Source organism: Devosia epidermidihirudinis (assembly GCF_000971295.1).
Lineage (GTDB): Bacteria > Pseudomonadota > Alphaproteobacteria > Rhizobiales > Devosiaceae > Devosia > Devosia epidermidihirudinis.
This window is the reverse complement of sequence record NZ_LANJ01000012.1, coordinates 184375-196903: the sequence shown is the minus strand read 5'-3', so window position 1 is coordinate 196903 and position 12529 is coordinate 184375. Positions and strand designations below refer to the sequence as shown.

8 protein-coding genes, 1 tRNA gene and 1 pseudogene are annotated in these 12529 nt (G+C 58.6%); 4 read left to right on the top strand and 6 right to left on the bottom strand.

Features of this window, described 5'->3' with window-relative positions; translation table 11 throughout:
* Positions 1-2: 2 nt before the first annotated feature.
* From WH87_RS07945 to WH87_RS07935, 3 genes are all read right to left on the bottom strand, one after another.
* On the bottom strand, positions 3-1727 hold the full coding sequence (locus WH87_RS07945; RefSeq protein ID WP_052726599.1) for a DUF1800 domain-containing protein: 1725 nt from the start codon (positions 1725-1727) through the stop codon (positions 3-5).
* A gap of 116 nt (positions 1728-1843) precedes the next feature.
* Entirely contained in the window at positions 1844-2683 is an 840-nt protein-coding gene (locus WH87_RS07940; protein ID WP_245622324.1) for an ABC transporter ATP-binding protein, read from the bottom strand.
* Position 2684: 1 nt separating this feature from the next.
* A complete protein-coding gene (locus WH87_RS07935) occupies positions 2685-3569 on the bottom strand; it encodes an ABC transporter permease (RefSeq protein WP_082092559.1) in 885 nt (294 codons plus the stop codon).
* Between the two features lie 275 nt (positions 3570-3844).
* Between WH87_RS07935 and WH87_RS07930 the strand changes: the two genes are divergently transcribed.
* From WH87_RS07930 to WH87_RS19315, 3 genes and pseudogenes are all read left to right on the top strand, one after another.
* The gene (locus WH87_RS07930; protein WP_046140328.1) at positions 3845-4915 is read left to right on the top strand and encodes a LysR family transcriptional regulator; all 1071 of its coding nucleotides are present in this window, start codon (positions 3845-3847) and stop codon (positions 4913-4915) included.
* A gap of 219 nt (positions 4916-5134) precedes the next feature.
* Positions 5135-6778 (top strand): GGDEF domain-containing protein, encoded by a 1644-nt coding sequence (locus WH87_RS07925; protein WP_197410751.1) that lies wholly within the window; start codon positions 5135-5137, stop codon positions 6776-6778.
* Positions 6779-6845: 67 nt separating this feature from the next.
* Positions 6846-7010: pseudogene (locus WH87_RS19315) on the top strand (manganese catalase family protein); the annotation flags it as partial.
* Between the two features lie 362 nt (positions 7011-7372).
* Here the strand turns inward: WH87_RS19315 and WH87_RS07920 are convergent.
* The 3 genes from WH87_RS07920 to WH87_RS07910 form a co-directional block, all read right to left on the bottom strand.
* Positions 7373-7457: transfer RNA gene (locus WH87_RS07920), tRNA-Tyr, on the bottom strand.
* 184 nt (positions 7458-7641) lie between these two features.
* A complete protein-coding gene (locus tag WH87_RS07915; protein ID WP_046140326.1) occupies positions 7642-8499 on the bottom strand; it encodes a sugar phosphate isomerase/epimerase family protein in 858 nt (285 codons plus the stop codon).
* A gap of 129 nt (positions 8500-8628) precedes the next feature.
* Positions 8629-9702 carry an OmpA family protein gene (locus tag WH87_RS07910; protein ID WP_197410750.1) on the bottom strand — a complete coding sequence of 358 codons (1074 nt, stop codon included), beginning with the start codon at positions 9700-9702 and terminating at the stop codon, positions 8629-8631.
* A gap of 1007 nt (positions 9703-10709) precedes the next feature.
* Here WH87_RS07910 and WH87_RS18940 point away from each other — a divergent pair.
* Positions 10710-12506, top strand: coding sequence for a glycosyltransferase (locus WH87_RS18940; protein ID WP_156458154.1), 1797 nt, complete (start codon positions 10710-10712; stop codon positions 12504-12506).
* The last annotated feature ends 23 nt before the right edge of the window (positions 12507-12529 follow it).

Genomic DNA, 12529 nt, shown 5'->3' with positions numbered 1-12529 from the left:
GCTCAGGCGAGCTGATATTGGGGTGAACTCATGATGAGGTGGCCCACAAGCCGCAGCCCGTGTTCCATGTAGCTCTCGGCCTCGGCCAATTGGCTGGTGCCAAGCTCATGCTCTAGCGTGCCGATGAGAGCTGCCCGCGCATTGGCCGACAACGCCACGCGCATGAACCGCGTGATCAAATGATCAACGGCTTCTGTCGCCGTCGTCGCGCCCGCATCCGTCACCATCTCCGAGAGGCTGAATTGGGCCGCTGCACGCGGTGTTGGCTTGAGCTTTGACAGCGCCTGCTGATACCCGACAAGGCTGGCGTACCGCGTGTTGAAGCTCTCCTGAATGCCCGCCGCCGTGCTCAGCGCCGCGCCTTCTTCGAGCGTTGCCGCAGTGATTTCCATGCCCGCGATGATATTGGCGTTGACCCGGCGCACTTCGGCACCGGGGTTCCGTTCCGGATCGCGGAAGCCGATAATGTCGGGGAACATCACTTCGCGGGCGAAGTTGGAGCGCTCGAACAACAGCCCCGGGGTTATCCAGGCGCGCCCTTCGCCCCACCCGGCCACTGTAGGCGGATAGAGCAGAATTTGCCCCAGCGTCTTGCTGACCGAGTTCGGGTCGGGAATGCCGGGCAGGGCATCGAGCCCAAGCTTGCGATAGGTCGAGACCAAAAGCTCGGTCGGCGACTTGATATGGGTGGCGACCGACGCTTCGCTGTAAAAATCCTCAGACAGAAAAACCGTCGTCAGGAACGGCGCGATCTCGTAACCATTGTTCCGCAGCAGGTCGCCCAGCACGATTGCAAATTCGGGCGAAATCTCTTCGCGCACAAAGAACCGATAGAGCTTGCTGGCGATGTAAATCGCGGTCTGCTTCTGCGCCAGAATGATGCGCAAAATGTCTTCGCCGGCGAAATTCCCACTCTGGCCGAGGAAGGTCTTTACGCCCGCGTCGTGCTTGTCGGGATCGATGACGAAGCTTAGGTCATCATTGCCCCAGCCGGTAAAGGCGCGGGCGGCCTCGCGAATGTCGTCCTCGGTGTAATTGCCCACGCCCATCGTGAACAATTCCATCACCTCGCGGCCAAAGTTCTCGTTGGGCGCGCCTTTGACATTCTGTGCCGCGTCGAGAAACACCAGCATGGCCGGGTCCTTGGCCACAGCCACCAGTAGATCGCCGAAATTGCCGCTGGCGCCGGCGCGCAGCGTTTCTAGCTGCAGCTGGATCTTGCGATAGTCGCGCAGCTTTTCTTCGCTGGTGGCGAAGTGCCCATGCCAGAATAGGGTCAGTTTTTCTTCGAGCGGGCGCGCCGTCCGCACCATGCGGTCGAGCCACCAGAATGCCAGCCGCCGCGTCTCCAGCGTCGAGGCGCGCAGCCAATAAAAGAACCTATTGGTGATGGGCTGGAGTGGACGCTGGCCGCCCGGCTTGACGGCCACGCCCATGGCCTGGCCAGTGCGCTCGGCCAATACGGTCGCCGCAGGGCGGCTGGCGGGAAAGTCCTTGAGCGACGCGTCCCAAAATCCAGATTCTTCGAAGGGAGCCAGATGACCATTGCTCTGGCCGGCATAGTTCACCAGCGAGGCGACGGCCTCTTCTGGCGATAGTGCGGCCAGCCGGGTGATCTGCTCTGGCGTGCCGCCAAAGCCCGCGCGCTCCAGCAGATGCCCTGCCAGATGAGCAGTCCAAGCCGCGCGCTGCAGCGGCGATAAATTCTCAGCGCGGACCCCGCTCATGCACTTACACCCTATGACATCGTCGCCCCAGCGAGTCGCAATGCAGCTGGGATACAAGATGCCATTAGGTCAGAGCCGGTGCGGGCCTAACACTCTATCGTTGCTATAGGAAAATCCTATAAGTCAGACTTTTCCAGCCCGTCATCGGTCGGAAATGCCCCCGCCAGCTCTTCCAGCTCCGCCCCATCGCGCACCATGTCGTGGATGCGGGCCCACAGATGCGCCCGCATCTCGGCAAAGGCCGGCAGGGTGCGCGGATCATGCTTCCAGCGCGGCTCGGGCAGGTCTACATCAACGATTTCGTCGATCCGGCCGGGCCGTGGCCGCAACAGCACGATGCGCTGTGACAGCAAGATTGCCTCGTCGATATCGTGGGTCACGAACACAATCGCCATGCGCCGCCGCGACCACATTTGCAGCAGCTCGCTGCGCAACACTTCGCGCGTCATCGCGTCCAGCGCTGCAAAGGGCTCATCCATCAGCAACACTTTGGGCTCAACCGCCAACGCTCGCGCCAGCCCCACGCGCTGCTGCATGCCGCCCGACAGTTCATGGGGATAGGCCCCGGCGAAATCGCGCAGGCCCACCGCGCCGAGCAAGGCCAATGCCCGCTGACTCCGCTCGCCGCGCGACAGCCCGCGTAGCGACAGCACAAATTCGATATTGCCCACCACGGTCAGCCAGGGCAGCAAGCGCGCCGATTGAAATACCATTGCCAGATCGGGCCCCGGCACAGGCGGCGCGCCCATCACGCTCACGCTGCCTTCATCGACGCCAATCAAGCCGTTGATCAGGCGCAGCAGCGTGGTCTTGCCACACCCGCTGGGGCCCACAAGGCTGATGAATTCGCCGGGTCGCACATCGAACGAAATGTTGTCGAGTGCTCGCACCTGCCCGTCCTTGAAGGACTTGCCGACGTTGCGCAGCGAGATCAGCGGCTGGATGGTTTTGTCCACGTTACGAGCCCTCCCGCAGCGACACGCGCCAGCGCGCAATCCGGTGTTCGGCAAAGCGCAGCAGCGCCGTGATCGAGGTGCCCAGTGCCATCAAGACGATCACCACGGCGAAATACTTGTCCATCTGGAAGCGATTGCCCGCCGCCGCCAACAACCCACCCAGACCCGATTGCGCCATGGTCAGCTCGGAGATCACCGTGCCCACCGTGGCAATCGCCGCTCCGATCCGCAGTCCGCTCAAAATCGAGGGCAGGGCATCGGGCACCATCACCTTCCAGAACAGTGTTAGGCGCTTTGCCCCAAAGGCGCGCGCCATCTCGGTCAGGTCCTTGTTGGAGTTCGCGATGCCGGCCGCGGTATTGATCAGGATGGGGAACATGGCCGCGTTCCACACCACCACCACCTTGGCCTCGGTGTAGAGCCCGAACCACACGATGATCAGTGGAATGAATGCCGCGCCGGGCGTCGAGTTCATCGCGTTGACGAAGGGGTCGAATACACGGCCCAAAAACCGGAACCCGCCCAGCAAAATGCCAAACAGAATGCCGGTTGAAGCCGAGAGCAAAAAGCCCAACCCGATCACAGTTACCGACTGGCCCAGCGCCTTTATCATGGTCCCATCTGCCCACATCTTGATGCTCTGGTTCAGCACATCGGTGGGCTTGGGCATGATCAGTTTGCCTGCCGCCGCGTTGAGCGCAAACATGCCCGCCACCACCAGCAGAGCGATGGTGATCTGGGAGCCCAGCACCACGCCCCGCTCGATCCGGCGGCGCTTGCGCGCTCGCCCTGCCAGCTGTGCAGGGGGTAGGGCTTTTGATCCGCCAGCGGTCGAAAGCGACGATTCGGGGCGAGTCGGCGGCGTTTTCGCCAGCTCCTCGGTCATGCTCAATTCCCCTCTCCGCAAGGCTTTTCTGGCCGATTTTGGCTTGTGAAAAACTGGCCATCATGCGCCGTTTTTTGCTCCGGCGCAGGCGGGGAATAGTTGGCGCAATATTGGATCGTCCACAAGCCGGTGCCGCAGCCCCCCGCTTTGGCATGCGTCCAAGGTCCTGATTGATCGGACGATTTTCTTGGGTTAACCCATGCGCAATGCAGTAAGCTACGACGGTCGATGGCGCCGCAGACGCGCCACGCACCGGGTGGGATTTTAGACAATTCATGGACGATGACCGCGCCAACGGACGCCCGCGCCGAACCTCGTCAGGCAAGGAGGAAACGCGCCCATCGCCTTCTGCCCTATCCAAAAAAGCTGGTGAGTTGACCCTCCACCAGTTGCGCATTTTTTGGGCCGTCGCGCGCTCCGAAACGCTGACCAAAGCGGCCAAGCAACTTGGCCTAGCTCAACCCTCACTGTCCCAGCAATTGGGCAAGCTGGAGGCCAATGTCGGCACGCTATTGTTTAACCGCCGCTCCAACGAAATGGAGTTGACCGAGGCGGGCACTTACCTGCTGCCCAAGGTCGAACAGGTGCTGCGTACGATCAACGAGCTTGAGGATGGGCTCGGCCAGTTCAGCGGCGGCGAACGCCTCACCCTGCGCGTCGCGGGCATCAATTCGGTGCTGCGGGTTCTTTTGCCAAAAGCCATCGCGCAATTGCAGGCGCACTTCCCCGAGGTCGATTTCGATATCCTCGAAAGCGCCCCGGGCGAAATCCTTGAACTGCTCTATGGCCGCCGCGTCAATGTCGGCCTGCTCGCCGCCAACTCGGTGGCGCAGGCCGGGGTCGGCTTTGTCCAGGTCCCGCTTGTCGAAGACCCCTATGTGCTGGTGGTCCCCAAGACTTTGGCGCTCGATGGTCTCACCGATCCCAAGACCCAATTGAGTCCCGAGCAGTGGACCACGCTCAACCGCTCCATCCAGTTCATCTTCGGCAGCCAGCAGGCCAATCGCGTCGCCGACTGGTACGACCAGCTTCTGCCCGAGCACAGCGTCGTCGCCCAATGCCGCAGCTTTGAAACTGCTGTTGGCCTTGTCCGCGCAGGCGCCGGCATTTGCCTCGCGCCCGCCCTCGCCACGATTGGCGTGGATGGCCATACCGACGAAGTTTTGCTCTATCGCGTCAAGGCGCCACCCCGGCGCATCGTCGCCATGGTGCCCTCGCAATATCGCCGCGTTGAACCCTACGCGACCCTGCTTGATGTGCTGCAATCGGTCAGCCAGACCTCTGCCATTCCTGGCATTCGCGAGACGCCACCCTGGCTCTCCACGGAAACGCCCGGCGACTTCTAGTCGGCTGCAATGCGAACATACAAGCACCTCCACTCCGCAGCCATTGGCATAACAGCCAGGAATGGCTCGCGCCCTCAGTAAAACTGTAGTCACCTTATGCGACAAAAGTCGTTGCCAAATTCCATGGGCAATACCATGAGTGCTTTTTGAGTAACCCACGTCGGTTACATTGTCGCAAAACCTCGTGCTCGTGGAGTTGAGCGCCCTTGTCCTCTTGTGGTGATCGTTCTGCTGATGACTTTATCGGTGACGGCCAAAATTCAGTCTAATCCTTGGGGAATGGTGCAATCACCGAAGTTGCGTTGGGCAACTCTGCTGATTGCCGTGCTCTGGGTCGCGCTGGTCGTTGGCCTGGCCTTTTGGATGTCGCACCGCGCTGTCGAAGAAGAAGTTGAAGGCATTGCGGCCAGTGCAGAATACGAAGCCCTCACCGCGGCTCGCATCGTTGATCGCTTGTTCATGGAGATGACGAGCGTCGCCAACATGGTAGCGCGACAGAGCCAGGTGATTGAGCTGGCCAACTTTTATAGCCTCGACCCGCCGGGCTTCGCTGAATTAACGAGAGAAGAGCGCGCCGAGATCTTGACCAGTGAATCAAAGGTTCGCGGGGTCGGCGATTACATGACGGCTCTGGCCGACGACCTGCACTACGCCCGTATCTACATGAACAATCTGAGCCAAGACACGATCGCCTCTAGCCATTGGGAGGAGGATTTCAACATCGTCGGCCAGATTTACGCCGGCCGCGCGTATCTGCTCGATGCTTTGAAGGTTGGCAGTGGCCAGATGTTTGGGATCGCTCGCCTCAACCAGATGCCGTCCTATTTCGTTGCCAGCCGGATCGAAGGAGCGGCGAGTCAGCCGCTGGGATCGGTCACTGTTCGGTTAGACGCGCCCGAGATGGCGCAATATATCGAAGGGCGGCACATCTCGCTCATTGTAAACCTGCAGGGCAGGGTGACGACGTCCTCTGACGCCACCTTCATGTTGCGCAATGTCGGACCGCTGCTTCCGGAAGGAGCTCACCGACCCTCCGCAACCGATGAAGAGCCGGGCGAACCTTTGGATGTGATCGCCGACTCTGGCGCGAGCGACCAATGGCTCATCGAAGGCCGATCCTATCTTGTGCGCCATCAGCCATTGGCTGAAGAGCAATATCAACTGCTGACACTTGCTTCGCTCGAGCATTTGGGTCCGATGCAGCGGCAGCATTACTGGATAGCTGGTTTGGTGGTCGCGGCCGGGGTGATCCTGATCGTCCTTTGCGGTGCCCTTGCCGAACAGCGAGCGGCGCGGCGCCAGGAAGAGCGTCATGCCGCAAACCACGATCTTTTGACGGGCCTTCCCAACCGACGCGTCGTCTTGTCTGAGCTCGACCGGTTTTTTGCTCTAGCCAAGCGAACCCAACAATCGGTTCTCGTGTCGTTTATCGACATGGACGACTTCAAGATCATCAACGACACCTACGGCCATGAGATCGGAGACAGGTTCCTGGTAGAGGTCAGTAGGCGACTGTTGTCCGGGCTTCGTGGTGGCGACATGTTGGGACGTTGGGGCGGCGACGAGTTCATAGCGATTGGCCTCACGCCTCGCGCCGAGGATGGCGAAAAAGAGCTCGCCGCTGATATGATGCGCCGTCGGCTCGCTCCGTTGCTTGTTGATAAATACTCCATTGGTGGGCGTGTGTTTGACTACTCTGGCGCTAGTTTCGGGATCGTCTGCGCGGATCCGCTAAACAGCTCACCACAGTCTGTGCTCTTGATGGCTGACGAGCTGATGTACGCCAACAAGCAGGCCCGACGCGAGCAAGCACCTGCCTCGACACAATCTGATCTGACAAAGCTCGTTTTGCACACAAGCTAACGCGAGAAACACTCCTGACGCATTGGTGTGCGCTCCGCTCTGAACAGCTTGGGAGAGGCCAGCATGAGTAGCGCTGCCAGGTGATCCTCCGGGACCGCTGGAAGTCGTCGAGGGCATTCCTGATGGTGGCAAAATGCAGCAACTGCAGGGTGTGCCCGCCGCGTTCACTCCTGACTACGCGCCAGAGGAATTCTACGAGATCGCATCAAAGCTCTACAAGGCCTCACGTTAGCCTCATCGGGACGGGGCGTACTGCCGTCCCGAAAATCGCCTACGGGGCCGTTTCGGCGATGTCAAAGTGAGTTGATGATGGGCTTTTGGGGGCCGGTGCCTCGTAGCGTGAGGAGTTGACCTCGCGGCCAACGCGGCGGAAGTTGAGCTAGCTATCGATCGGGCTGCCGAGCAACAGCGCCTTGGCGTCCGATCCCTGATCCTCATAAGGGAGTCAGCGACCGTAGGCCTCTGGACTCAGGATCAGAGGCAAACGGGTATGGATGTGCTCGATCATAGGGCGAACACAAGAATGGCTAAGCGTAAACAGGCTAGCCAAAAACATAAAACTATTGAGTAAAATCAATGGCCCGTAGAGGACGTTGGTGGAGGGGACTGGATTCGAACCAGTGTACGCTAAGCGGTCAGATTTACAGTCTGATGGTTTTAACCACTCACCCACCCCTCCACTGACAACGTCACTCGGGCAGGAAACGAAGCACTGTTGCGCGTCGTTGGGCGGTTTATGGTGATCTGAGACAAGTGTGTCAACACCCATAAGGCGTTAGCACCAAGAAAAGCCGCAACTGATCACAACTTGTCGAAAAATCAGCGCCTTGCGAGCGCTGCAAACGCCCGGAAGTCCGCGCATTTCAGTGCGGTGCCGCATCCGCCCAGTTTTTTCGCATGAAGCTGATAGATTCTGAGAACAAGGTCTCAAAATCAGGGAAGAGGGGGCGCCAGACACGAGTCGCTGCGGCAAGTTCGGGCAGACCGGCACCAAATGCCTCGAGCGTAACCCAGCCATCGTAGCCGGTGGCGCGGACGGCTCTGAATATTTCGGCAAAATCGATGTGGCCTCGGCCGGGAATGCCCCGATCATTTTCCGAAATATGGAGAATGCCGAGATCTTTACCCAGCGTGGCAATGGCGCGAGCCTGGCTCTGTTCCTCGATATTGGCGTGGAATGTATCGTACATGATGCGGAACGCGGGGTGGTCCACTAGGTCGCAGTAAGCGCGGGCTTGGTCCATCGTGTTGAGAAAATAGGTCTCGAAGCGATTGAGCTGCTCGAGGCTGAGATAAATGTCGTGTTGCGCCGCGCGCTCGGCGAGCGTCCGGTGGGCATCGGAACCGTACTTAATCTCATCATCCGATGGACCGCTGCCGGTGAATTGGCCAATCGGCGAATGCAGTGGGCCGCCGACGCTTTCCGCACCAAGCGCGATTGCGCACTCCAGCGCCCAATCGAGATGGCGTTGGCCGGCCAGACGAATCTCGGCATCGCTGCTGACTGGATTGGCATCGGCAGATGGAATCACCGAGGTCGTGGTGCGGCGCAGTCCAATTTTGTCGAGTTCGCTGCCTAACCAGGCGTAATGGTCGGTGGTACCGCGCAGGACGGGGACTTCGACGCCATCATAGCCGAGTTCTTTGAGACGCCTGATTTGGGGCAGGTGCTGCTCTTCGACAAACCCGGTGAGGCACAGCAAATTGACGCCGATCTGCATGTTTCTCCTCGTGGCCCTTTGGGCATAGTCCGTGGACTGAGTCCAATGGGCCAAGTCTGCGCAGATTTGCGTTGTTGGCAACAGGGTGCAGCGGTAGCGCCACACCCTGTTCATACAAGCTGATTGTCGCTAGTTGGCCTTAACCAGCACGACACGCCGATTTTTTGATCGTCCCTCTTCGCTGTCATTGCTGGCCACCGGCGCCATCATGCCTGCGCCCGCAGCCGTAAGGCGTCCGGTGTCGATGCCAAATTTGGACACCAGTGCGTCTTTGACCGCCTGGGCACGGCGCGATGAGAGGTCGACGTTGTAGGCGAAGGCACCCTGGTTGTCGGTGTGGCCGACGACGATCACCGCCATTTTGGGTTCGTTGCCGAGCAAGGTGGCGATTTCCTGCAGGGTTGGGTCGGACTCAGGCTTAAGGGCAGCCTTGTCGGTGTCGAAATAGATGCCGTAGAGCGAAATGCTACCGGAGGTGCTGAGTGAGTCAGCCATTTTGGCGGCTTCAACCACTACCATTTTCTTCTCGCGGCCTTTGGGTTCCAGCACATGCACGAGGGCAATGGTCCGGCCATTCAATTCCGAGCAGTAGAGATCGTCGATGAGTGAGAACGTTTGGACCGTAACATATGCGTCGCCTTCAGCTTCCGGGAGCTTGGCGGAGAAGAAGCGTTGGTCGTTGATCCCGGAGGTCAAGGCGCACTTTCCATTGCTGAAGTCGGCATCCTTGAGGTCGGAATCATAGACGAAAAACATGGTGAGGCTCATCTTGTTGCCCCCGCCATACGCCGCACGGCTCGCGTCGCCCCCGCACTCCTCTTTCTTGCATTCAAACAGCACTTCGCCGCCCGCAGCCTCCACAACATCCTGATAGTTGCGGAGCACCTCCAGGGGGGATCGCTCGGCCGGAAGGACATAGGCGATGCGGGTCAGTTGGCCTTCGACTTCGATGTCTTTTTCCGGCGCATAGACGCGATTGTTGTTTTTGTCGCGGGCGTCGGGATCGGCGCTGGCAACTAGGGGCGACAATGGCACGGTGAAATCCGTGTAGGCGGACTGCTCGTAGGATACGATGAACGAGCCGTCATAGCGCTTTACCAGCGGATTATCCGCCGCGCCTTCGATGTCGCTCGTAGGAACTGTAGCATCAGCAAAAGTCGGAACTGCTGAGCCGAAAACAATTGACAGGAAGACGACTGCCATACCGATAGACCGGACTATGCGCATACTGAACCCCCAACCATTTAAGTTGAAAACCTAGGTAATCACGACTTTGGGAGACCAACAAGCGAATTGGCGTGACGCATCAGAACGTCGCGTCATCCGGCGTAGAGATTAAGCGGGAAGGGCTTCGCCCGGCATACTCCGGGGGCGAGTTCCCCGGAGCAGCAAGGCAAGGTCGGAGGGAACTTTGCGCTCCGTCGATCTTTCCGGCGCACCGCAAACGGTGCTGCCGGAAAGGGTAGACGGATAGTCCTCGCGGCAATCGCCGGCAGGGCCCTCGGACCTATTACTTGGGGGAGGCCGGTTGCGCTTATCGAAAGTCGCCAGTGCCGTGTGGTGACGAGTTTTCACTACCGGGAGGTGGTCACCGTCGGGGCTTGGTCGGGCGCGCGGGAGGTGGGGGACTTGGCGTTGGCTCGTTTGGAGCAAGAGTTGGCGTCGGCTCGCTTGTATTGGGAGCAGGAGTAGTCGCCGGCGGAGCCGTGGTTGGATCGGAATCCGTGCTGGTACTTAGTTCCGGCGGAACCGTTGTATCCGGCACGCACTCTGGGTGGTCCCTGAGGAATTTCACCTGCTGTGCCAACGTTAAGGTTTTCAGTAACGCGCAAGTTACCTTTGGGTCTGGGGTTTTTGGCTGCGTTGTCGGTTGACTGACTGTCGGTGATTTTTGGGAGGGTGGTTGCCAGTTTAGAGGAAGATCAGCCCCTCTGGTTATTTGGGCCCCGCTGCTCACCAGCGAGAAAATGCCCATAGTCACGACGGATGTTTTTCTGAACTTGTTGCTAATCATGACTCATCTTCATTGTAATACGGTGATTTTTAGTATCTGCCTACCCTGACATCAGGTTAGTAGCGCAATCGCATATTTTTGGATTAGGCGCGAATACGTGGTTGTGCGATGTCGCTTCGAAAACAATAAATAAAATCTATTCAATTTATATTTATCGGCGAAATGCTGGTATCTATAAGTATTGAAGAGGTGCTCTGTGCCAGAGGCCAGTGGCGGAGTTGAACATCAAAGTGAAGTCCCCTCTTTTTCTGTCCTTCGTCATCAAGACGTGGTCATCAGAGTCTCTGTGCCGGACGGGCTGAAGTCATCTCTCAATGATTTTTTCCCGTTCGAAGTGGATGCGGGCGAGCGGCTGGGAGCTCACATCGTTGTTGCCGATGGCGATGGTGGGTATTCCCTCAGTCTCGACGGCGACCTGCTTTTTGAAAACGTGCCTGCTGGGGATGTTGTCGCTGCTATCAACCAAGCCATTCAGCTCGTTCTTATCAACGACGATAGTGCTGGTTACTTAAGCGCGGGACTGCTTGCGTATTCCGGTCGGGGGATACTTGTCCTCGGGTCGGACATAGATCTTCGCAATGACGTCGTTGCTTGGATGCTAGGCGCTGGCTTTTCCTATCGTTCGCAAAGTCTGGTGCAACTCGCCGGAAAAGCGCGATGCGCCAACGGGTTTTCGCTGCCGCTGTCGATAAGTGCCAATGCGCTGGTGCATGGCGATAATTGCGCGGGATTGCGTTATCAGCCCTCGGTTCTGGGCAGTAACGCGGTGAACGTGGCCCCTCCGGTGGGGGCGTCTGAAGCAGCAGTAGAGCTTGTCGTTTTCGTTTCGAGATCTGCAAGCGGTCGTGTGTCAATCAAAACGCCATCGGTAGAGGGAGTTCTGGGCGTGACCCAAGAGCTGGCTTCATCGCAGGCATTGGCAGCGTTGGAAGCTCTGCTTGCGGTCTCCCCTTTGTTGGCAGTTGGGGTTGGGAATACCGAAGACTTGCGCGGTGTTTTGGATATGGCAATCCGCATGTTTATGGACAACGGCTTCAGCTCTGAGGACGTGGGTCGCTTTTGTGCTGCCTTTTCTGAGGCCGATAACCCATTACGGGTGAAGCATCCGATTCAACCGCGCAGCGAACGCCGATTGGAAGCCAAGCTAACCATCGGAATGGCCACCTATGATGACTTCGATGGCGCCTACTTCAGCATCCAGGCGATGCGTCTATATCACCCGGAAATCCTGGACGATGTTGAGTTTTTGGTCATCGACAACAACCCGAGTGGCGTTGAAGCAAAATACCTGAAAGACATCGAAAACATTGTGCCGAACTACAGGTACATTCCCTCAGATGGACGCACCGGCACGGCCGTGCGGGATTTGGTCTTCCAAGAAGCAGCTGGCGATTTTGTCCTTTGCATGGACTCGCATGTCCTGTTTGAGGCGGGCGCGATCAAGGCTCTTCTTGCCTATTTCGATGAACATCCAGACAGCCTGGACCTCATTCAAGGGCCGATAATCTGGGAAAACTTGGCCAGCGACAGCTCCCATTGGGAAGAACGCTGGGACAGAGGTATGTTCGGCGTTTGGAATGGCTTGCCAACCGATGACAAGACATCGGGGCCGCCGTTTGAAATTCCCATGCAGGGATTAGGAGTATTTGCCTGCAGGCGTGCCGCGTGGCCCGGGTTCAACCCGGCGTTCAAGGGGTTTGGGGGCGAAGAGGGGTACATTCACAACAAATTTCGACAGCGGGGCGGGCGCGCGCTCTGTCTTCCGGCGTTGCGCTGGATGCACCGCTTCGCACGGCCACGCGGTGTCCCATACACAATCAATTGGCATGATCGGTTCAGAAACTATCTGTTGGGGCGGCGTGAGCTTGGGCTGGCCTACGATGACGTCATCGCGCACATGAATGACTATCTCGGGCAGCAATACGCTGAAAAGCTCTTGCTCGCCTATGAGCGTAGTGGCGAAATTGAGCTTCGAAAGCTGCGTCCTGGCTGAATTGCGCCTAAGGTGAGCGACAT